Source organism: Faecalibacterium sp. IP-3-29 (genome assembly GCF_023347335.1).
GTDB classification, from domain to species: domain Bacteria; phylum Bacillota; class Clostridia; order Oscillospirales; family Ruminococcaceae; genus Faecalibacterium; species Faecalibacterium duncaniae.
Genome location: NZ_CP094471.1, coordinates 196,348 through 217,327 on the forward strand (window position 1 = coordinate 196,348; position 20,980 = coordinate 217,327).

Consider the following 20,980-nt stretch of genomic DNA (forward strand, 5'->3'; position numbering starts at 1 on the left):
CAAGAAACCTATCATATTTTTGGTATGGATGCTGCCGGAGACGGACATACTCCACCGTGGACGTACAATTATGGCGTTAGTGTGAACGAACTATGAAGTTTTACCAAAAATCGGTGGAAAATTGATTGAAAAGTTCAGTGAATTGAATTATACTATCCATATGAGCTTCTTTACTGGAGCGAAACCATTGCGAAAGGGTGCGGCGGGCTGCTGGTTCGGGCCTGCGCACAGAGGGAGGGCGACACCGCATGAAGGGCTGGTACAAGGCGCTGGAAGATCTTGTCTGGCTGACCCAGCTGGGCCTGAATATGCTGCTGCCGCTGGTCATGTGCCTGGGCGGTGCCTGGTGGGCGGTGAACAGCTGGAGCTGGCCGGAATGGGTGTTCCTGCCGGCCATCCTGCTGGGCCTTGCCTCCGGGGCGCAGAACTTCTGGTATTTTGCCAAGGAGCACCTGGACCGCGCCAAAAAGGAAAAACCGAAGCGGGTGGGGTTCAACTCACATCAGTAAACATCACAGGAGGTTCCCCTTTATGAAACTACAGCCGGAATCCAAAAAGGAGCTGACGCGCATCGCCTGCGGCACGGCCATCTGCACCGCTGCCCTGTGGGTGGCCTTTGCGGCGCTGCACCTGGTTGGCTGGGTGAAATTTGATTACACTGTCGTTCTGGGCAGTCTCATCGGCGCGGCCGTGGCCATCGGCAACTTTGCGGGCATCTGCATCGTGTGTCAGAAGGTCATCGACGAGCAGGATGAGAAGCGGCGCAAAGCCACATTACAAGCTTCCTACAACGTCAGAATGCTTTTGCAGGCGGTGTGGATCATCGTGTCCATCGGGGCACCCTGCTTCCAGCCCTTTGCCAGCGTTCTGCCCTTGCTGTTCCCGCGTGTTACGATCTACTACCTGCAAATAACCGGCAAGTACAAGCCCCTTGCACCGGCCGGGCCCTCGGTGGATGTCTCTGTGGAGGACGACCCCGAACCCGCCCCGGAGCCGGAGGCTGAACCCCGTGACGAAGGGGGTGAAACGTAACAAATGGAACTGAACGGCGCAAAGATCCTGTATACCATCCATACCGATATCCCCCTGCTGGGCGATCTCAAGATCACCCAGACCCTAGTCACTACCTGGATCGTCATGGCGCTGCTTTCGGGCCTGGCCATCTGGCTGGGCAGCAACCTCAAGCTGGAAAATGTCTCAAAGCGGCAGGCCGCGGCCGAGTTCATCGTGGAGCGGCTGGATCAGTTCGTGCACGACAACATGGGGTATCACTTTGACAAGTATATCCCCCTGATCGGCTCGATCTTCGCTCTGAGCATCGGCTGCAACCTCATCAGTGTCATTGGCCTGTGGAGCCCCACGGCCGACCTGAACACCGAGGCTGCGTGGGCCATTGTGGTGTTTGTGCTGATCATGTACTACAAAATCAAGACCAACGGCATCTTTTCCTATCTGAAGGGCCTGCTGGACCCGATCTTCATCATGGCACCCATCAATGTGCTGTCGGAGATCTCGACCCCCGTCAGCATGGCGTTCCGTCACTTTGGCAACATCCTGTCCGGTACTGTCATTTCCACACTGCTGTACTGGGCGCTGGCAAGCCTGAGCCATGTCATCTTCGGCTGGCTGCCCGGCTTCCTGAGCCAGATCCAGCTGTTCCAGATCGGCATCCCGGCCTTTACGGGCCTGTATTTCGACTGGTTCGGCGGCTGCATTCAGGCGTTCATCTTCTGTACCCTGACCGCAATTTTCATCAAACGTGCTGCCGGTGAGGATTAAGCCCTCACAACGGCATCTCCCAAAACAAAAACTTTTTTGGAGGACAAAACTTATGACTGACTTTCAGTACCTTGCTCGTGGTATCGCCCTGGCAGGCTGCGGCATCGGCGCAGGCTGCGCACTGATCGCAGGTATCGGCCCCGGTATCGGCGAAGGCAACGCTGCCGCCGCTGCCTGTGAGGCCGTGGGCCGCCAGCCTGAGTGCAAGAGCGACGTGACCAGCACCCTGATCCTGGGCGTTGCACTTTCCGAGACCACCGGTATTTACGGCTTTGTTACCGGCCTGTTGCTGATCTTCCTGGCACCCGGCATGTTTATGAAGTTCCTGGCATAAGCGGAACCTTTTACAAAAGAACGAAAGGAGACGCTTATGGAACTGTACCAGGCGTTGATCACGCTGGACGGCTGGACCTTTCTGGCCCAGATCTGCAACCTGATGATCCAGCTGCTCATCTTCAAAAAGTTCCTGCTGAATCCGGTCAAAAAGGTGATCGCCGAGCGCAAGGCCAAGGCGGACAGCCAGATCGCCGATGCTGCAAAGCTGCGCACGGAGGCTGAGGCCATGAAAGCGGAGTACGAGCAGAACCTGCAGAATGCCCGCGCCGAGGCCAACCAGATCGTTGCCCGTGCCCAGAAAACGGCCACCGCCCGCAGTGAAGAGATCGTGGGCGAGGCCCGTGCACAGGCCGCTGCCCTGAAGCAGAAGGCGGAGGCTGACATTGCGCAGGAGCGCAAGAAGGCCGTGAACGAGGCAAAGGACGAGATCGGCGGCATGGCCATGGAGATCGCCTCCAAGGTGGTCGAGCGTGAGATCAAGGAAGCCGACCACAAGGACCTGATCGACGAATTTATCAAAAACGTGGGTGAAGCATCATGACCGAGACAGCAAGGATGTACGGCGGAAGCCTGTATGACCTGGCAGCGGAGGAAGGGCTGGAGACCCGCATTCTGGGCGAACTGGACGAGGCCGTGGCGCTTTTTAAGGCAAGCCCGGAGTACCTGCATCTGCTCAGCACCCCCAGCATCCCCAAAAAGGAGCGCTGCGGCCTGCTGGACGAAGCGCTGCGGGATCGGGTCCACCTCTATGTGCTGAACTTTTTGAAGATCCTGTGCGAGAAGGGCACCCTGCGGGAACTGCCCGGCTGCGCCCGGGCCTACCGGGTGCGCTACAATCAGGCACACGGTATTCTGGAAGCAGCGGCAACCACTGCAGTGGCAATGACGGAGCAGCAGGTGAAGAGCCTGCACGAAAAGCTGGAAAAGCTCACCGGCAAGACCATCGATCTGAAAACAAAGGTCGATCCGGCTGTGCTGGGCGGCATCCGGCTGGATATCGAGGGCACCGAGCTGGACGGAACGGTTCAGAACCGTCTGGCGGCGCTGCGCAGGGATATCGCTTCCGTGACACTGTGATCCATCGAATTTCCACCCGAAAGATTTTAAGAATTGAGTGGTGAATACAAGACAATGCAACTGAAACCTGAAGAGATCTCCAAGATCATCCGTGCCCAGATCAAGCACTACGAGAATGTCATCGAGCAGAGCGAAGTCGGCACGGTCATCATGGTAGGCGACGGCATCGCCCGGGCCAGCGGCCTGGAAAAGTGCATGGCAGGTGAGCTGCTTCAGTTTGACAACGGCGAATACGGTATGGCCCAGAACCTGGAGGAAAACACGGTCTCCATCGTTCTGCTGGGCTCCGATGTCGGCATCAAGGAAGGCAGCACCGTCAAGCGCACCGGCAAGGTCGTTTCCGTGCCCGTGGGCGAGGCAATGATCGGCCGCGTGGTCAATGCACTGGGCCAGCCCATCGACGGCGCAGGCCCCATTGAGACCACCGAGTTCCGGGCCATCGAGAGCCCGGCCCCCGGCATCATCGACCGCCAGCCGGTCAAGGAACCCCTGCAGACCGGCATCAAGGCCATCGACTCCATGATCCCCATCGGCCGCGGCCAGCGTGAGCTGATCATCGGCGACCGCCAGACCGGCAAGACCACCATTGCATCGGATACCATCATCAACCAGAAGGGCAAGGATGTCATCTGCATCTATGTCGCCATCGGCCAGAAGCGCTCCACCGTGGCAAACCTGGTGCAGAGCCTGACCGAGGCCGGTGCCATGAGCTACACCATCGTGGTGTCCGCCACGGCCTCCGAGCTGTCCCCCCTGCAGTATATCGCCCCCTACTCCGGCTGTGCCATGGGCGAATATTTCATGCACCAGGGCAAGCATGTCCTCATCATCTATGATGACCTTTCCAAGCACGCGGTGGCCTACCGTGCCCTCTCGCTGCTGATCCGCCGTCCCCCGGGACGTGAGGCTTACCCCGGCGATGTTTTCTACCTGCACTCCCGTCTGCTGGAGCGCGCGGCCAAGCTCTCCAATGAGCTGGGCGGCGGCAGCCTGACGGCTCTGCCCATCATCGAGACCCAGGCGGGTGACGTTTCGGCCTACATCCCCACCAACGTCATCTCCATCACCGATGGTCAGATCTTCCTGGAAACGGAGCTGTTCCACTCGGGCGTTATGCCCGCTGTCAACCCCGGCATCTCGGTGTCCCGTGTTGGCGGCAACGCCCAGATCAAGGCCATGAAGAAGGTGGCCGGCACCCTGAAGCTGATCTACTCCCAGTACCGCGAGCTGCAGTCCTTTGCCCAGTTCGGTTCCGATCTGGACGCGGACACCAAGGCCCGCTTGGCACAGGGCGAGCGCATTGTGGAAGTGCTCAAGCAGAACCGCTCGGCCCCCGTGCCCGTGGAAAAGCAGGTGGCGATCCTGTATGCCACCATCCATGATCTTCTGGTCAAGGTCAAGGTGGCTGATGTGGCCGAATACGAAAAGGGTCTGTACGAATATCTCGAGAATGATGCCGCCGGTGCCGCTGTGATGGAGACCATCCGCACCACCGGCAATCTGGACAAGGACACCGAGGAAGCACTCAAGGGCGTTCTGTCCGCTTACACCGAGAGCTTCGTCAAGGCGCACTGAGGGAAGGAGGCGTAACGCATGGCAGGTTCCATGAAGGACATCAAGCTGCGCATCAAAAGCGTAGAGAGTACCATGCAGATCACCAAGGCCATGGAGCTGGTGGCTTCCTCCAAAATGCGCCGTGCCAAGGAGCGGGTGGAACACAGCCGCCCCTACTTTGAAACGCTGCACGACACACTGACCGGCATTGCGGCTGCAGACCCCCGGGCCCGCAGCCCCTACCTGCGCCGGGCAGAGATCAAACGCACCCTGCTGGTTGTGATTGCAGGCGACCGCGGCCTGGCCGGTGGATATAACTCCAACGTGCTCAAGCAGGCGGAGGCCCAGCAGGGCCCGGTCACGGTGCTGCCCATTGGCAAAAGAAGTCAGGAGTACTTCGCACACCACGAAGCCGACCTGTTCACCGAAGAGGTGCTGCTGGCGGCGGATGTTTCGGTGGGTGAGTGCTTTGCCCTCTCCCGGAAGATCACCGAGGGCTACCTGAAGGGCGATTACGACGCAGTGAAACTCTGCTACACCCGGTTTGACTCGATGATGACCCAGACCGCTGTCACCATGGAGGTGCTGCCCCTGACCATTGAGCCCACCGAGGAGCAGAAGGCCGCTGCCCGCCGCAGTCAGATCCTGTACAAGCCCAGCAGCGAGGAAGTGTTCCGCGCCATCATCCCCGAGTATGTGGCCGGTATCGTTTATGGTGCCGTGTGCGAGAGCGTGGCCAGTGAGCTGGCCGCCCGCCGCACCGCCATGGATGCTGCCACCAAGAACGCGGGCGAAATGATCGACCATCTGAATCTGTATTACAACCGCGCCCGTCAGGCTGCCATCACGCAGGAGATCACCGAGATCGTGGCAGGCGCAGAAATCTAAAAAAGGAGTTGTAGCCTATGTCCGAAAAACACATCGGCAAGGTGATCCAGGTCATCGGCCCGGTGCTGGACATCCAGTTCAAGGATGGCGAGCTGCCGGACCTGCTCAACGCCATTGAGATCGACAACCACGGCCAGAAGCTGGTGGTGGAGGTCGCTCAGCTCACCGGCGACAATGTGGCCCGCTGCATTGCCATGAGCAGCACCGATGGCCTGGTGCGCGGCACGGATGCCGTGGACACCGGCGAGTCCATCCGGGTGCCTGTGGGTGACCAGTGCCTGGGCCGCGTGTTCAACCTGCTGGGTGAGCCGGTGGACAACAAGCCTGCCCCCACCCCGGAGGCCTACTGGCCCATCCACCGCCCTGCCCCCAGCTATGAGGAGCAGCAGTCCACCACAGAGATCCTGGAGACCGGCATCAAGGTCGTTGACCTGATCTGCCCCTACGCAAAGGGCGGCAAGATCGGTCTGTTCGGCGGTGCCGGTGTCGGCAAGACCGTCCTGATCCAGGAGCTGATCTATAACATTGCCACCGAGCACAACGGCTACTCGGTGTTCACCGGCGTTGGCGAGCGCACCCGCGAGGGCAACGACCTGTACGGTGAAATGACCGAGAGCGGCGTTATCAACAAGACCGCTCTGGTCTACGGCCAGATGAACGAGCCTCCCGGAGCCCGTATGCGCGTGGCTCTGTCCGGCCTGACCATGGCGGAGTACTTCCGCGATGTCAAGAATCAGGACGTGCTGCTCTTCATCGATAACATCTTCCGTTTCACGCAGGCAGGCTCTGAGGTTTCGGCTCTGCTGGGCCGTATGCCCTCTGCCGTGGGTTACCAGCCCACCCTGGCCACTGAGATGGGCGCTCTGCAGGAGCGCATCACCTCCACCCGCAAGGGTTCCATCACCTCGGTGCAGGCTGTCTACGTTCCCGCCGACGACCTGACCGACCCGGCCCCTGCCACCACCTTCACCCATCTGGATGCCACCACGGTCCTGAGCCGTGACATTGCATCTCAGGGCATCTACCCCGCTGTGGACCCGCTGGATTCCACGAGCCGGATCCTCAGCCCCGAGGTCGTGGGTCAGGAGCACTACGAGATCGCCCGCGATGTCCAGAAGGTGCTGCAGCGCTACAAGGAGCTGCAGGATATCATTGCCATCATGGGTATGGACGAACTGAGCGAAGAGGACAAGCTGACCGTCAGCCGCGCCCGCAAGGTGCAGCGCTTCCTGAGCCAGAGCTTCCATGTTGCGGAGCAGTTCACCGGTATGCCCGGTCAGTATGTGCCGCTGAAGGAGACCCTGCGCGGCTTCAGGATGATCCTGAACGGCGAGTGCGATGACCTGCCCGAGAGCGCCTTCCTGTTCGCGGGCACCATCGACGATGTGTTCGCCAAGGCGAAGAAAGGGTAAACCATGACGACCTTTCATCTGACGGTGGTCACGCCGGACGGCTGTGCCTTTGACGGTCAGGCGGAACGGGTGGTCTGCCGTGCCATCGACGGCGACCTTGCCATTCTGGCAAAGCATGGTGATTACTGCACCGCGCTGGGTATGGGCGAAGCCCATATCGTGGACGCGGACGGCCAGCGCCGCCGCGCCGCCTGCATGGGCGGGATGCTCACCGTGCTGAACGGGGATGTCCATCTGGTCGCTACCACCTGGGAGTGGGCCGAGGAGATCGACCAGGCCCGCGCCGAGGCCTCCAAGAAGCGCGCCGAAGAGATCCTGGCCCGGAAGGACCTGGATGAGCGCGAATATGAGCTGGCCCAGGCCCGCCTCAAGCGCGCCCTCGTCCGCACCTCTGTCCACTGACCCCGGAGCGCTGGACAAATCAGCGCCGCTGTGGTATTCTGGTATCAGAAAAATCAAATCAACAAAGGCTCCTTTGGAGTGCTGCAAACAGGGACCCCCCTGAAACCGGGGTTACGTGCTTGCGGGCATTCTGAAGGAGCTTTTTTGATGCAAAGGAGGATGTGCATGAAGAAAAATCTGGATATGACAGAGGGAAAGCCGATCTCCCTGCTGTGGGCCTTTACCTTTCCTACATTGATGGGCAACCTGTTGAATCAGGTCTACTCCATCACCGACAGCATCGTGGTGGGGCGGTATCTCGGTCAGACAGCTCTTGCGGCGGTGGGTAGCACCATGCCGGTGATCCTGCTGCTGGCAGCTCTGATGATCGGCATCAATGTGGGCGTGGGGATTATCATCAGCCGGTACTTTGGCCAAAAGAACGAGGAGCTGATGCGGAGGGCCTTTGTGAACAGCCTGTATCTGGGGCTGTTCCTGTCGGCAGGGATGATGGTTCTGGGCCTGACCTTCTCCGGTACCATCCTGCGGTGGATGGGGACCCCGGAAGGCCCCCTGCAGGAAGCCACCGCTTATCTGGAGATCAGTTTCATCACCATGATCTGCCCCCTGATGTATTATTTGTTTTCCAGTGCATTCCGGGGGCTGGGAGACAGCCGGACAGCGCTGTACTGCCTGATCGTCTCCGTTCTGAGCAATATTGGCCTGGATGTGCTGTTTGTGGCTGTGTTCCGCTGGGGAGTGGCCGGGTCTGCCTGGGCCACGGCACTGGCGCAGGCCCTGTCGGCGGTGGTGGCGGCGGTGCTGCTGTTCCGCAAATATCCCATGATGCGGATGCGGCGGCAGGACCTCCGGCTCCATGGAAAGCTGCTGCGGCAGATCACGGTGCTGGCCATTCCCATTGCGGTGCAGTCTGCCTTCAACAATCTGGGCAATCTGGTGGCACAGAGTGCCGTCAATCTGTTCGGCGAGGCCACCATGGCGGCCTACACTGCCGCCAGCCGCATCGGAACGCTGGCCCTGATGCCGGTGGAGACCATCGGTTCCTCCCTCAGCGTCTATGCCTCCCAGAACCACGGAGCCGGCAAGCCGCAGCGCATCCGGCAAGGGGTACGGGCCTCCCTGCAGCTGTCTCTGGTGGTCAGCACCGTGCTGGGAGTGTTTCTGCTGCTCTGCGGCCGCCAGATGGCGGGGCTGTTCCTCGCAGAACCGTCTGCGGAGATCCTGACTGTGGTGCAGCGGTTTCTGCTGATCACGGCGGTGCCGGGGATCCTGGCCGGTGTGATGCAGGTGTATCAGCAGGTGCTCCGCGGCATTGACAGGGCAAATCAGGCACTGATGGGCGGCGTGATGCAGCTCATTACAAAAATTGCGGTGGTGGCTGTGGGCGCATGGGGAATGCAGAATCTGGATGTGGTCTGGCTTGGCTGGCCTGCCTCCTTTGTGGCCGGAACCGTGATCCCGTACTTCTGCTTTCAGAAGATCGCGCGGGAAATGGAAACAGAATAAAACAGAAAGCGCCCCCGGAAGGCAGATCGCTCTCCGGGGGCGCTGTGTATTGATAGATCAGTTGAGCCGCAGGCTGTCCAGCACAGCGTTGACCACATCCAGCCCTACCTGACCGGGGGCGCTGGCCGTGCCGGGATTGGCAAAGGTCATGGCAGAGCCAAAGGCCTCGCCGCAAAGGCGGCTCACGGCACCCAGTGGGCCCATGCTCATGGTAATGACGGGCGTTTCAGGGTGGTGGTCGGTCATCTCGGCGGTGGCGGCCAGCAGCTCCAGCACATCGGCACGGCTCTGGGGCATCACGGCCAGCTTGGGCAGGTCGGCCCCCGCCTGCTGCATGGCCACCATCCGGGAGAGCATCTCGGCCTTGGGCGGGGTCTTGGCAAAGTCGTGGTTGGAGCACACGACCTTGACCCCGGCGGTGTGCGCGTCCTGAACCAGCGCGGGTAGGTCTGCACCCGCGGTGAAGAACTCAATATCAATGAGGTCAGCGCAATCGGTATCCAGAACCGTGCGGAGAAAACGGAGATATCCCTCATGGCTGACCGGTATGCTGCCGCCCTCTTCCTTCGTGCGCAGGGTCACAAGCAGCAGCTTTTCCTTTAAGAGGACCCGCAGCTTCGCCAGGCAGTGCACCACTGCCCCGGGGTCAGCGGCTGCTTCAAACAGATCGACACGCCATTCCACACAATCGGCGCACAGTGTGGAAAACACAGCGGCCTTTTCCAGGATCGCAGCCTCGGTGCGCTCTACGATGGGCAGAATGACTTTGGGGCGGCCTTCGCCGATACGGCAGCCGCGGACAGGAACACAGGACATGGCGCTTCTCCTTTATATTAAAGTATAGCTATCTCATACAGGATACGGGATGACTCCATGATACGTTCTGCCCGCCGCCTTGTCAAGAAAAGGCGGCTATTATAATAAGAGAAAAACAGGGGGATTTTTGCCTTGCGCAAAGAATTTGGAAAAAAGATGTCAGAAAGTGTTGACAAGAGCACCGGGGTGTGGTATTATACTTGAGCGCCAAGCGCTGAGACAAAAGAATGACTTCTGAAAGCTCGGCAGGAAGCCCTTGAAAAGAACCAATAGACGCTGAAAAGTTCCGGCTGATACCGAGAAACTTAAAGTGCTCCAAGTTCGCAAAACTTCAAAAGCTTCTCAAAAATAAAGCTTGACAAAAAATCACTTCTGTGGTAAAATAATCAAGTCGTCAGCCGCTAAGGTTGAGGCGCACAGGACCTTGAAAATTGAACAATATCGAAAAACTTGTAACGGAACCTATTTTCGTGTTGGAAAAACACGTTAAACAATTCCAAACAAAGTAATTCACACAGGACGCAAGCGATTGCGTGCTGAGCGAAACAAGATTTAACACTTTTTAAGTGATAAATATCATTTATAAAGAGTTTGATCCTGGCTCAGGACGAACGCTGGCGGCGCGCATAACACATGCAAGTCGAACGAGCGAGAGAGAGCTTGCTTTCTCGAGCGAGTGGCGAACGGGTGAGTAACGCGTGAGGAACCTGCCTCAAAGAGGGGGACAACAGTTGGAAACGACTGCTAATACCGCATAAGCCCACGGGTCGGCATCGACCAGAGGGAAAAGGAGCAATCCGCTTTGAGATGGCCTCGCGTCCGATTAGCTAGTTGGTGAGGTAATGGCCCACCAAGGCGACGATCGGTAGCCGGACTGAGAGGTTGAACGGCCACATTGGGACTGAGACACGGCCCAGACTCCTACGGGAGGCAGCAGTGGGGAATATTGCACAATGGGGGAAACCCTGATGCAGCGACGCCGCGTGGAGGAAGAAGGTCTTCGGATTGTAAACTCCTGTTGTTGAGGAAGATAATGACGGTACTCAACAAGGAAGTGACGGCTAACTACGTGCCAGCAGCCGCGGTAAAACGTAGGTCACAAGCGTTGTCCGGAATTACTGGGTGTAAAGGGAGCGCAGGCGGGAAGACAAGTTGGAAGTGAAATCTATGGGCTCAACCCATAAACTGCTTTCAAAACTGTTTTTCTTGAGTAGTGCAGAGGTAGGCGGAATTCCCGGTGTAGCGGTGGAATGCGTAGATATCGGGAGGAACACCAGTGGCGAAGGCGGCCTACTGGGCACCAACTGACGCTGAGGCTCGAAAGTGTGGGTAGCAAACAGGATTAGATACCCTGGTAGTCCACACCGTAAACGATGATTACTAGGTGTTGGAGGATTGACCCCTTCAGTGCCGCAGTTAACACAATAAGTAATCCACCTGGGGAGTACGACCGCAAGGTTGAAACTCAAAGGAATTGACGGGGGCCCGCACAAGCAGTGGAGTATGTGGTTTAATTCGACGCAACGCGAAGAACCTTACCAAGTCTTGACATCCTGCGACGATGCTGGAAACAGTATTTTCCTTCGGGACGCAGAGACAGGTGGTGCATGGTTGTCGTCAGCTCGTGTCGTGAGATGTTGGGTTAAGTCCCGCAACGAGCGCAACCCTTACTGTCAGTTACTACGCAAGAGGACTCTGGCAGGACTGCCGTTGACAAAACGGAGGAAGGTGGGGATGACGTCAAATCATCATGCCCTTTATGACTTGGGCTACACACGTACTACAATGGCGTTAAACAAAGAGAAGCAAGACCGCGAGGTGGAGCAAAACTCAGAAACAACGTCCCAGTTCGGACTGCAGGCTGCAACTCGCCTGCACGAAGTCGGAATTGCTAGTAATCGTGGATCAGCATGCCACGGTGAATACGTTCCCGGGCCTTGTACACACCGCCCGTCACACCATGAGAGCCGGGGGGACCCGAAGTCGGTAGTCTAACCGCAAGGAGGACGCCGCCGAAGGTAAAACTGGTGATTGGGGTGAAGTCGTAACAAGGTAGCCGTAGGAGAACCTGCGGCTGGATCACCTCCTTTCTAAGGAGTCAGGCAGATGGAAGAACATCGAAGATGGTCGACATCTGGAACAGGTGACAGATACAAGCAGAGTAGATATTGTTCGATTTTGAGGGCCCTGAAAAGGACACTCAAAGACGTACCTTGAAAACTGAATAATAACTGCGAAACAAAGATTATAGTAAGTTCTTTTAAGAAATATTGCAATTTCAAAAGGAAGGGTAACAATAATCTTCGTTGGCAAAAGAGAATCAAGAGGAAATACAAGCCATTCTCGAAAGAGAATAGTTTGAATGGTCAAGCGAACAAGGGCGCAGGGCGAATGCCTTGGCACTGGGAGCCGATGAAAGACGTGATAAGCTGCGATAAGCTTCGGGGAGCTGCAAATAAGCATTGATCCGGAGATCTCTGAATGAGGAAACTCACCTGGGTTCATACTCAGGTACAATACACTGAAATTTAAAATAGGTGTATTGAGGGAACCGCCTGAACTGAAACATCTAAGTAGGGCGAGGAAGAGACATCAAACGAGATTCCGTAAGTAGTGGCGAGCGAACGCGGAAGAGGGCAAACCGAGAGTAGAAATACTTTCGGGGTACGGACTGCTTTTAAGACTCAATCTGTTAACCGAACGGCATGGGAAGGCCGGTCAGAGAGTGTGAGAACCACGTAGGTGAAAACGGAGAGAGCTGCGCAGGATCCAGAGTACGGCCAGACACGTGAAACCTGGTCGGAATACGGGGGGACCACCCTCCAACCCTAAATACTACCCAGTGACCGATAGCGTATAGTACTGTGAAGGAAAGGTGAAAAGCACCCCGGGAGGGGAGTGAAATAGAACCTGAAACCCTGTGCCTACAAGCACCTAGAGCACGTCAAAGTGTGATAGGGTACTTTTTGTAGAACGGTCCGGCGAGCGATTGTATGCAGCAAGGTTAAGGACTTAAGGTCTGGAGCCGAAGCGAAAGCGAGTTTGAAAAGGGCGTTAAGTTGCATATAATGGGCCCGAAACCGGGTGACCTACCCATGGTCAGGTTGAAGTGGAAGTAAAATTCCATGGAGGACCGAACCGACCTCCGTTGAAAAGGCGGCGGATGAACTGTGGGTAGCGGAGAAATTCCAATCGAACCCGGAGATAGCTGGTTCTCCCCGAAATAGTTTTAGGACTAGCCTCAAGTTAGATACCTGGAGGTAAAGCACTGAATAGCCTAGCGGCCGAGAGGTTAGCGAAGCTTATCAAACTCAGAATGCCAGAGTATTGATGCTTGGGAGTCAGACAGTGTCAGATAAATGTCATTGTCAAAAGGGAAACAGCCCAGATCTACAGCTAAGGTCCCAAAGTCAGGTTAAGTGGAAAACGATGTGAAGATACGCAGACAACCAGGATGTTGGCTCAGAAGCAGCCACTCATTCAAAGAGTGCGTAATAGCTCACTGGTCGAGCGTCTTTGCGCGGAGAATTTAACGGGGCTAAACCTGACACCGAAGCTTAGGCAATACAGTAATGTATTGGGTAGGGGAGCGTTGTATACGCGGAGAAACAGTAGCGCAAGCGGCTGTGGAGTGTATAGAAGTGAGAATGCCGGAATGAGTAGCGCGAATGCAGTGAGAATCTGCATGGCCGAAAGCCTCAGGTTTCTGGAGGAAGGTTCGTCCGCTCCAGGTTAGTCGGGAGCTAAGGTGAGGCCGAAAGGCGTAGCCGATGCACAGACGGTAGAGATTCCGTCACCACCAAAAGAGTTAAGCACAGGGACACATATGAAGTCTCAGAGCCGGGTGTTGGTTCCGGTAGAGATCGAGGGAAATTAGTACCGAAGTCTGAGATGGAAGATGGCGAGAAAAGCTGTGTGTATTTCTGAGGTGCCCGTACCGCAAACCGACACAGGTAGGTAGGAAGAAGATTCTAAGGCCAACGGGAGAAGGGTTGTTAAGGAACTCGGCAAATTGACCCCGTAACTTCGGGAGAAGGGGTGCTCCAGAGATGGAGCCGCAGAGAATCGGCCCAAGCAACTGTTTACCAAAAACACAGGTTTGTGCTAAATCGAAAGATGACGTATACGAGCTGACGCCTGCCCGGTGCTGGAAGGTTAAGAGGAGATGTGCAAGCATTGAATCGAAGCCCCAGTGAACGGCGGCCGTAACTATAACGGTCCTAAGGTAGCGAAATTCCTTGTCAGGTAAGTTCTGACCCGCATGAAAGGCGTAATGATTTGGGCACTGTCTCAACAGCCCGCCCGGCGAAATTGTAGTACCGGTGAAGATGCCGGTTACCCGCGACAAGACGGAAAGACCCCATGGAGCTTTACTGTAGCCTAATATTGGGTTTCGATGTTGCATGCACAGGATAGATGGGACTCTTGGAAACCAAGGCTTTGGCTTTGGCGGAGAGGCCGTTGGGATACCATCCTTGCGATATTGGAATTCTAACCTGCGGCTCTGAATCGAGTCGGGGGACATTGTTAGGTGGGCAGTTTGACTGGGGCGGTCGCCTCCTAAAGAGTAACGGAGGCGTTCAAAGGTTCGCTCAGCTTGAACGGAAATCAAGCAAAAGAGTGCAAACGCAGAAGCGAGCCTAACTGCGAGACTGACGGGTCGAGCAGTAACGAAAGTTGGAGTTAGTGATCCGGTGGTATGTGAGTGGAAATGCCATCGCTCAACGGATAAAAGTTACCCTGGGGATAACAGGCTGATCTCCCCCAAGAGTCCACATCGACGGGGAGGTTTGGCACCTCGATGTCGGCTCATCGCATCCTGGGGCTGTATTCGGTCCCAAGGGTTTGGCTGTTCGCCAATTAAAGCGGTACGCGAGCTGGGTTCAGAACGTCGTGAGACAGTTCGGTCCCTATCTGTCGTGGGCGCAGGATATTTGATGGGAGCTGTCCCTAGTACGAGAGGACCGGGACGGACGTACCTCTGGCGCACCAGTTGTTCCGCCAGGAGCATAGCTGGGCAACTACGTACGGATCGGATAAACGCTGAAAGCATCTAAGCGTGAAGCCGACCCAAAGATAAGATATCCCACTGATTCAATCAGGTAAGATCCCTTGTAGACTACGAGGTTGATAGGCACGATGTGTAAGTGGAGCGATCCATTCAGCAAGTGTGTACTAATAGATCGAGGGCTTGACCACAATTCGCTTGAATTCTCAAGTCAATGATAAAATGTTAGCAGTGATTATTCAGTTTTGAAGGCACGTCCTTCTAAAAACACTGGACAAAGTAAAACAGAAATGTTATACTGAACCAGTCATATTGGTCGGTGACGATGACGGTGAGGTTCCACCTGTTCCCATTCCGAACACAGAAGTTAAGCTCACTCGTGCCCAAGATAGTTCGCTGGAAACGGCGCGTGAAAATAGGTAGTCGCCGACTTGAACAGAACGCTTCAGGATTTTTCCTGAGGCGTTTTTTGTTTCGTAAATTTGACGAAGTGCACTGAAATAACATTCGGATTCGTGTTCTATACAAAGGGAGGAATGTGCCGTGAGATGTGGAGCAGTGGCAGGGCGGTGACATCGTGATCTTTGAAAAGCATATCGGCATCGTTTCTGATCGGCGGAACTGGGACGGTGTGCCCTATGTGATCCATCATAACGATCCGTGGCAGACTGCTTACGAACAGGACATTCTGGAAAAGCGAACGGACATTGTGGGACATTACCGTATCTCCCAATAACGGCATAAAAAGCGGCTCCACCGCGCTGGGAAAACCAGCGTAAGCGGGGCCGCTGTGTTTATGTCGGAATATCAGTGCGCGTTTGTTGCACTTTTGCACGGCTTCCGGTATAATGAAAGAAACTACCGCGAGGGAGATGAAACGATGGACTGGGTCATGTGTCTGCTGCCAATGGCAGTGTGCTTTGTGGGCGTTCTTTTTTCGGTGAAAGTGAGCAAAAAGCACAAGCGCATTCTGGCGGCTGCCGGGGTGATGCTGTTTCTGTGCGTGGCATTCGGCTCCCTTGCAGTGTACCGGGTGCAGAAGATTACCAAGCCCATCCGGGAAAGCGATACGCTTGCCGTGGCGGAAATGAACCTGAATTCGTTCCGGGGCGATGTGGAGATGAACGATCTCCAGACCGATGCTTCGACGGAGCTGTATCAGGCGCTCGAAGAATATCTAGGAAAGAAACTCTACCTGCCCTGCATCAATCAGGATACCTTCGATGCGGGTGGGCAGGATGTGGTCCTTCAATTCGGCGGCGACGACGAGGCGAAGGTCTGGCTTGCGTTTTATGCGGACAGCCGAATCTGTTTGGTCAACGGGAAAAAGGCATACGTTTTTCCGGGAGGAAAGGCAGTTTATCAGGAAATCGAGGAAATTCTAGCGTCAGTCAGCACCTATACGGCAGTTACCGTCACTGCAATTGACGAGAAAAATGATTTTCTGATGGCGGAAGAAAAAAACGGGAAGCTATATGCGTTCCACAAGGTTTCAGAAAAGCTGCGGACAAAAAGTGGAAAGCAAGCAAAGCTGGAAGACCTTGCGGTAGGGGATGAACTTACGGTGTTGTCGGATGGCAGGGTGTTGCTGAGTGACCCGTATCAAATTGAAAATATCTATCAGATTTATACATAAGGCTTCCTTCCGCTGTCCCTGCAAAAGAGGCGGCGGATTTTTTCTGCAAAAGCCTTGCATCCCGCCCGCCGGTGCGGTATGCTTAACCAATAGAGCATTGCAGAGGGAGGGAGACCCCGGATGGACATGGAAGAGATCCGCTACCTGCTGGGCGGCACGGTATTCGCGCGGGCCAAAGCCTACACGGACCGGATACAGGATCTGAACTGCGAAGTGGCCGGGAACGGCGTGCGCCACCTGAGCGCCGACGTGCGCGGCGGCGGGCGGAGCCTGTACCAGACCCAGGTCTGGCTGCGGGAAAATGGCAGCTTTGTCAGCGCCAGCTGCTCCTGCCCTTACAACGAAAACGGCGAGGGGCCCTGCTGCAAGCACATCGGCGCGCTGCTGATGTGGGACAGCGAGAGTCAGGGCCTTTCCGGCAGAGCGCCGCAGAAGTCCTCGGAGAGCCCGGAGAGCATCCCGGGCGTGGTGCGGGGCACGGCCAACCTGCAAACGCCCCAGCCTGAGGAGCCGCCCCGCAAGGACAGCTATGCCTCCAGCCTGGAAATGCTGTTCGGCAAGAAGTGGCGGGGCGAGGAACCGGAATCTGACTACGAGGCACGGCGGCTGCTCCGGGCCTATCAGGAGGGAGCACTGGCCGAGGTGGACGGCGGGACCGGCCACGCAGAGCTGCGCCCCCACTCCGCAGAGCTGGAGCCGGAGCTGACCCTGCTGCCCGGGGAGCTGCCCTGGCTGCGGCTGCGCATCTCGGCAGACGGCGGGCGGCAGTATGTGGTAAAGAGCATCCCGGACCTGCTGCGGGCCGTGGAGAAGCACGGTTTCATCAGTTACGGCAAGACGCTGGAATTCCAGCACAGCTGGGAGGCCTTTGCCCCGGAGGCACAGCAGCTGCTCCGCCTGCTGCGGCGGCAGCTCAGCGCAAAGGAAGGAGCCGAGGCGGCCCTGCGCAGCTACGGCAATGCGCCCCGCAGCGGGCCTGCCGGGGGCATCCCGCTGAACGGCGAGATCTTTGACGGTCTGGTGGCCCTCTATGCCCCCACCGGCAATCTGGGCGGCTACACCCTCAAGACCGGCATCCCGGCCCTGACCATGCGGGTGGAAAAGCGCCGGGGCGGCGTGGAGGTGTCCGTGACCCCCGCGTTGGGATGGAAAACGGGTTTAGACAACGACTATTTATACAGTGAGGATACGATTTGGCAGCTGGACCGGGCCGAAAGCGCCCGGATGCGGCCCGCCCTTGAGGCATTGTGCGGCAAGAGCCTGTTCTTTACCACCGGGGATGCCACCGCCTTTTGCAGCTACGTCCTGCCGGAGCTGGGCAGCAGGGTGACCATTGAGGACCCCGAACGCCTGCTGCTGAACCAGATTCCGCTGGAGCCGGTGGTGCAGTTTTACCTTGACGCGCCCACGCGGGAAACGGTGCGGGCGCACCTTGAATTTTTGTACGGCGAGGACCGCGTCACACCGGAGGAACCGGGGCCTGCCGGTCTGCTGCGGGATGCCCGTGCCGAACAGCGGGCCGGGCGGCTGCTGGGGCGGTACCTGGAGCCGGGGCCGGACACCATGGGCAACGGCCTTGCCGCCCACTACGATGCCTATGAGGAGGATGAAGTCTACCGCTTCCTCGATGAGGGCATCCCGGCCCTGCTGGCCGAGGGCGAGGTCTACCTGACCGATGCCTTCCGCAGTATGCAGGCCGCACCGCCGAAGATCTCGGTGGGGGTGTCGGTGCACGGCAGCGTGCTCGACCTGGAGGTGGACACGGGGGAGTTCCCGGTGGGGGAGCTGAAAGCCCTGCTGAAATCGCTCCACCAGAAAAAGCGCTACCACCGCCTGCGCGATGGCCGTCTGCTCCGGCTGGACGATTCCATGGAGGCGCTGGACGAGCTGAACGAGACGCTGGAGCTTTCCGGGGCCAAACTGGGCCAGGCCCACGCCCGGCTGCCCCTGTACCGGGCCCCCAGTCTGGACTGGGCGCTTTCGGGGCAGAACGGCATCCGCTTCAACCGGGACGATGCCTTCCGCCAGCTCAGCCGGAGCTTCCACGCGGTGAAGGACAGCGAGTATACACCGCCCACGTCTCTACAAAAAGTTTTGCGAAAATACCAGCGGGACGGCTACCGCTGGCTCCGCACGCTGGATGGCTACGGCATGGGCGGCATCCTTGCGGATGATATGGGTCTGGGCAAGACGGTGCAGGTGCTCAGCTATCTGCTGGCCCTCCGGGAGCAGGGCGGGAACCCCCTGCCCAGCCTCATCGTCTGCCCGGCCTCGCTGGTGCTGAACTGGGCCGAGGAATGCCAGAAGTTCACGCCGGAGCTGAACTGCGTTGTGGTGGACGGGGACGCCGCCCACCGGGCCCAGCTGGCTGAGCAGTGGGACGGGGCCGACGTGGTGGTGACCAGCTACGACCTGCTCCGCCGCGACGAGACCCTGTACGAGAACCAGAAATTCTACGCCTGCATCCTGGACGAGGCCCAGGCCATCAAGAACCACACCACCCAGAAATACAAGGCGGTGTGCGGGGTGAACAGCCGTGTCCGTTTTGCACTGACCGGCACCCCCGTGGAGAACCGCCTGGGCGAGCTGTGGAGCATCTTCTCCTTCCTGATGCCGGGCTACCTGCCGCCCTACAAGAGCTTCTGCAGCCGGTTTGAAAAGCCCATCACGCAGGAAAATGACCCGGCGGCGGTGCGGCGGCTGAACCAGCTCACCGGGCCGTTCATCCTGCGCCGGATGAAGTCCGAGGTGCTGAAGGAGCTGCCCCCCAAGACAGAGAATGTCTACCGCATCGAGCTGGAGGAGGAGCAGCGCAAGCTCTACCTTGCCGCCGTGGTGGATGCCCGGGAGAAGCTGCGGGCCGCCAAGCCCGAGGACAAGATGGCGGTGTTCGCCGTCCTCATGCGGCTGCGGGAGATCTGCTGCGACCCCCGGCTCATTGCCGACAACTGGACAGGCGGCAGCGCCAAGCTGGATGCCTGCATTGAGCTGGTCACCAGTGCCGTGGAGAGTGGGCACCGCATCCTGCTGTTCAGCCAGTTCACCTCCATGCTTGAGCTGCTGGCCAAGCGGCTGGACGCAGAGGGTGTGAGCCACTTCACCCTGCAGGGCTCCACCCCCAAGCCGGTGCGTGCCGAGCTGGTGCGCCGCTTCAACGGCGGCGAGGCCAGCGTGTTCCTGATCTCCCTGCGGGCAGGCGGCACCGGCCTGAACCTGACCGCCGCCGATATCGTCATCCACTACGACCCGTGGTGGAACGTGGCAGCCCAGAATCAGGCCACCGACCGTGCCTACCGCATCGGCCAGCAGAACCCGGTGCAGGTGTACAAGCTCATCGCCCAGGACACCATTGAGGAAAAGATCGTGGAGCTGCAGCAGGCCAAGCAGGATCTGGCCGAGACCGTCACCGGCAGCGCGGATGGTGCCATCCTGCGCATGAAGCCGGAGGAGCTGCTGAATTTGTTGGAGGGAACCGAATGATGCAATACGCCATATTTGCCCGGCCTGTCGTGACCATTTACGACCTGCCCCAGACCACCAAACAGAGCGAGGCGGGCCTTGTTTCCACCATCGGGGACGAGGGCCTGTACGGTCAGGCCTGTCAGGTGCGCACCGCCCCCGGCGGCGTGACTGCCGAGGGAGTGCCCCTCTCCCCGGAGGTGGCCGAGGTGGTCACCTTTTACGGCTACCACGGCTTTGTCCGGCAGGATGCGCTGAAATTTGTCCATGAGGATACACTGCGGGACTACCTGTCCCAGCCGCTGGTGCTGGTGGGCCGTGCCACCGATGTGCTCAGCCTGCCCAAGGTGCAGGGGGTGCGGATGCTGGAGCTGGAGCGGGGCTGCCTGCTCTGCCGCCTGCCCGAGCCGTCCGAGGAGGCCGAAGCCCACACCGGCTGGGCCAGGGTTGCCCTGCTGGATGGCCGCACCGGCTATGTCCGGGACGTGGCGCTGGAGCCGGTGCGGTTTGAGATGACCGCCGTGTTCTCCCAGCGGGAGGGGCTGGCCTTTGATGACGCGCTGGCCGAGGCCCGGAATGTCACCGCCGGGGAGCTGGTGCCGCAGGCACTGCAGGCGTGGTACGACGGCAGCGAGGAAGCGTTCCGGGATGCCGTCTGTGCGCAGGCGAAAAAATATCTGGGCACCGAGTACCGCTGGGGCGGCAAGTCGGGCCGTGGCATTGATTGTTCCGGCCTTGTCAGCAGCGCCTATATGCAGTGCGGCGTGCTCATCTACCGGGATGCCAGGATCGTGGAGGGCTGGCCCATGCACCAGATCCCCTTTGCAGACAAAAAGCGGGGCGATGCCCTCTATTTCCCCGGCCATATCGCCCTTTACCTTGGCGAGGGCCGCTACATCCACTCCACCGGCGCGTCCGCCAGCGGCGGCGTGGTCATCAACAGCCTTGACCCCGCCGACCCGCTGTACCGGGAAGATCTGGTCAAGAGTCTGTATGCGGTGGGGAGTGTGTTCTGATAAAGTAACTCACCCTCTCCGTCATCCCTGCGGGATGCCACCTCTCCCAAAGGGAGAGGCACTGGCAATTCCCCCGCAAGGTTTCGGGAAA

At 58.1% G+C, this 20,980-nt stretch carries 16 protein-coding genes and 3 rRNA genes; 18 read left to right on the forward strand and 1 reads right to left on the reverse strand.

What is annotated here, in order from left to right; all coding sequences use genetic code 11:
* The first annotated feature begins 248 nt into the window (after positions 1 to 248).
* The 11 genes from MTP40_RS00890 (at position 249) to MTP40_RS00940 (ending at position 8,954) form a co-directional block, all read left to right on the forward strand.
* A complete protein-coding gene (locus MTP40_RS00890; RefSeq protein WP_005930287.1) occupies positions 249 to 509 on the forward strand; it encodes an AtpZ/AtpI family protein in 261 nt (86 codons plus the stop codon).
* A 22-nt stretch (positions 510 to 531) separates the two neighbouring features.
* Positions 532 to 1,032 carry an ATP synthase subunit I gene (locus tag MTP40_RS00895; protein WP_098923799.1) on the forward strand — a complete coding sequence of 167 codons (501 nt, stop codon included), beginning with the start codon at positions 532 to 534 and terminating at the stop codon, positions 1,030 to 1,032.
* Positions 1,033 to 1,035: 3 nt separating this feature from the next.
* Positions 1,036 to 1,779, forward strand: a complete 744-nt coding sequence (locus MTP40_RS00900) for a F0F1 ATP synthase subunit A (RefSeq protein WP_097772971.1) — start codon at positions 1,036 to 1,038, stop codon at positions 1,777 to 1,779.
* Positions 1,780 to 1,831: 52 nt separating this feature from the next.
* Complete coding sequence (gene atpE / locus MTP40_RS00905) at positions 1,832 to 2,113, forward strand: ATP synthase F0 subunit C (protein ID WP_005930278.1); 282 nt, start codon at positions 1,832 to 1,834, stop codon at positions 2,111 to 2,113.
* 36 nt (positions 2,114 to 2,149) lie between these two features.
* Positions 2,150 to 2,656 (forward strand): F0F1 ATP synthase subunit B, encoded by a 507-nt coding sequence (gene atpF / locus MTP40_RS00910; RefSeq protein ID WP_249259671.1) that lies wholly within the window; start codon positions 2,150 to 2,152, stop codon positions 2,654 to 2,656.
* Positions 2,653 to 3,192 (forward strand): ATP synthase F1 subunit delta, encoded by a 540-nt coding sequence (gene atpH, locus MTP40_RS00915; protein ID WP_005930273.1) that lies wholly within the window; start codon positions 2,653 to 2,655, stop codon positions 3,190 to 3,192. The genes atpF and atpH overlap by 4 nt, the downstream gene beginning before the upstream one ends.
* A 54-nt stretch (positions 3,193 to 3,246) precedes the next feature.
* Positions 3,247 to 4,767: a F0F1 ATP synthase subunit alpha gene (atpA, locus tag MTP40_RS00920; protein WP_005930269.1), complete on the forward strand. Its 1,521-nt coding sequence runs from the start codon at positions 3,247 to 3,249 to the stop codon at positions 4,765 to 4,767.
* Between the two features lie 18 nt (positions 4,768 to 4,785).
* Positions 4,786 to 5,634 carry an ATP synthase F1 subunit gamma gene (atpG, locus tag MTP40_RS00925; RefSeq protein WP_156074063.1) on the forward strand — a complete coding sequence of 283 codons (849 nt, stop codon included), beginning with the start codon at positions 4,786 to 4,788 and terminating at the stop codon, positions 5,632 to 5,634.
* Between the two features lie 17 nt (positions 5,635 to 5,651).
* Positions 5,652 to 7,046: a F0F1 ATP synthase subunit beta gene (gene atpD, locus MTP40_RS00930; protein ID WP_005930261.1), complete on the forward strand. Its 1,395-nt coding sequence runs from the start codon at positions 5,652 to 5,654 to the stop codon at positions 7,044 to 7,046.
* A gap of 3 nt (positions 7,047 to 7,049) precedes the next feature.
* Positions 7,050 to 7,448 carry an ATP synthase F1 subunit epsilon gene (gene atpC / locus MTP40_RS00935; RefSeq protein ID WP_005930258.1) on the forward strand — a complete coding sequence of 133 codons (399 nt, stop codon included), beginning with the start codon at positions 7,050 to 7,052 and terminating at the stop codon, positions 7,446 to 7,448.
* A 165-nt stretch (positions 7,449 to 7,613) separates the two neighbouring features.
* A complete protein-coding gene (locus MTP40_RS00940) occupies positions 7,614 to 8,954 on the forward strand; it encodes an MATE family efflux transporter (protein ID WP_249259672.1) in 1,341 nt (446 codons plus the stop codon).
* Positions 8,955 to 9,011: 57 nt separating this feature from the next.
* On the opposite strand, the gene aroD is transcribed toward MTP40_RS00940, so the two are convergent.
* On the reverse strand, positions 9,012 to 9,770 hold the full coding sequence (aroD, locus tag MTP40_RS00945; RefSeq protein ID WP_227622901.1) for a type I 3-dehydroquinate dehydratase: 759 nt from the start codon (positions 9,768 to 9,770) through the stop codon (positions 9,012 to 9,014).
* 579 nt (positions 9,771 to 10,349) lie between these two features.
* On the opposite strand from aroD, the gene MTP40_RS00950 reads away from it, so the two are divergent.
* The 7 genes from MTP40_RS00950 to MTP40_RS00980 all read left to right on the forward strand — a co-directional run bounded on the left by MTP40_RS00950 (position 10,350) and on the right by MTP40_RS00980 (position 20,889).
* Positions 10,350 to 11,860: ribosomal RNA gene (locus tag MTP40_RS00950) — 16S ribosomal RNA — on the forward strand.
* A 274-nt stretch (positions 11,861 to 12,134) separates the two neighbouring features.
* Positions 12,135 to 14,969: ribosomal RNA gene (locus MTP40_RS00955) — 23S ribosomal RNA — on the forward strand.
* A 124-nt stretch (positions 14,970 to 15,093) separates the two neighbouring features.
* A 5S ribosomal RNA gene (rrf, locus tag MTP40_RS00960) occupies positions 15,094 to 15,210 on the forward strand.
* The 16S, 23S and 5S rRNA genes sit together here, the layout of an rRNA operon.
* A 118-nt stretch (positions 15,211 to 15,328) precedes the next feature.
* Positions 15,329 to 15,514 carry a DUF1287 domain-containing protein gene (locus MTP40_RS00965; protein WP_342760526.1) on the forward strand — a complete coding sequence of 62 codons (186 nt, stop codon included), beginning with the start codon at positions 15,329 to 15,331 and terminating at the stop codon, positions 15,512 to 15,514.
* A gap of 144 nt (positions 15,515 to 15,658) precedes the next feature.
* Complete coding sequence (locus MTP40_RS00970) at positions 15,659 to 16,414, forward strand: hypothetical protein (protein ID WP_249259673.1); 756 nt, start codon at positions 15,659 to 15,661, stop codon at positions 16,412 to 16,414.
* A 120-nt stretch (positions 16,415 to 16,534) separates the two neighbouring features.
* Complete coding sequence (locus MTP40_RS00975; protein WP_249259674.1) at positions 16,535 to 19,894, forward strand: DEAD/DEAH box helicase; 3,360 nt, start codon at positions 16,535 to 16,537, stop codon at positions 19,892 to 19,894.
* Complete coding sequence (locus MTP40_RS00980; protein ID WP_207684729.1) at positions 19,891 to 20,889, forward strand: C40 family peptidase; 999 nt, start codon at positions 19,891 to 19,893, stop codon at positions 20,887 to 20,889. The genes MTP40_RS00975 and MTP40_RS00980 overlap by 4 nt, the downstream gene beginning before the upstream one ends.
* Positions 20,890 to 20,980: the final 91 nt, after the last annotated feature.

Coding starts and splice junctions, on each gene's coding strand:
- MTP40_RS00890 (WP_005930287.1), top strand. CDS start 249: ATGAAGGGCTGGTACAAGGCGCTGGAAGATCTTGTCTGGCTGACCCAG.
- MTP40_RS00895 (WP_098923799.1), top strand. CDS start 532: ATGAAACTACAGCCGGAATCCAAAAAGGAGCTGACGCGCATCGCCTGC.
- atpD (WP_005930261.1), top strand. CDS start 5,652: ATGTCCGAAAAACACATCGGCAAGGTGATCCAGGTCATCGGCCCGGTG.
- atpE (WP_005930278.1), top strand. CDS start 1,832: ATGACTGACTTTCAGTACCTTGCTCGTGGTATCGCCCTGGCAGGCTGC.
- atpG (WP_156074063.1), top strand. CDS start 4,786: ATGGCAGGTTCCATGAAGGACATCAAGCTGCGCATCAAAAGCGTAGAG.
- atpH (WP_005930273.1), top strand. CDS start 2,653: ATGACCGAGACAGCAAGGATGTACGGCGGAAGCCTGTATGACCTGGCA.
- MTP40_RS00980 (WP_207684729.1), top strand. CDS start 19,891: ATGATGCAATACGCCATATTTGCCCGGCCTGTCGTGACCATTTACGAC.
- MTP40_RS00940 (WP_249259672.1), top strand. CDS start 7,614: ATGAAGAAAAATCTGGATATGACAGAGGGAAAGCCGATCTCCCTGCTG.
- MTP40_RS00900 (WP_097772971.1), top strand. CDS start 1,036: ATGGAACTGAACGGCGCAAAGATCCTGTATACCATCCATACCGATATC.
- atpF (WP_249259671.1), top strand. CDS start 2,150: ATGGAACTGTACCAGGCGTTGATCACGCTGGACGGCTGGACCTTTCTG.
- MTP40_RS00970 (WP_249259673.1), top strand. CDS start 15,659: ATGGACTGGGTCATGTGTCTGCTGCCAATGGCAGTGTGCTTTGTGGGC.
- MTP40_RS00975 (WP_249259674.1), top strand. CDS start 16,535: ATGGACATGGAAGAGATCCGCTACCTGCTGGGCGGCACGGTATTCGCG.
- atpC (WP_005930258.1), top strand. CDS start 7,050: ATGACGACCTTTCATCTGACGGTGGTCACGCCGGACGGCTGTGCCTTT.
- atpA (WP_005930269.1), top strand. CDS start 3,247: ATGCAACTGAAACCTGAAGAGATCTCCAAGATCATCCGTGCCCAGATC.
- aroD (WP_227622901.1), bottom strand. CDS start 9,770: ATGTCCTGTGTTCCTGTCCGCGGCTGCCGTATCGGCGAAGGCCGCCCC.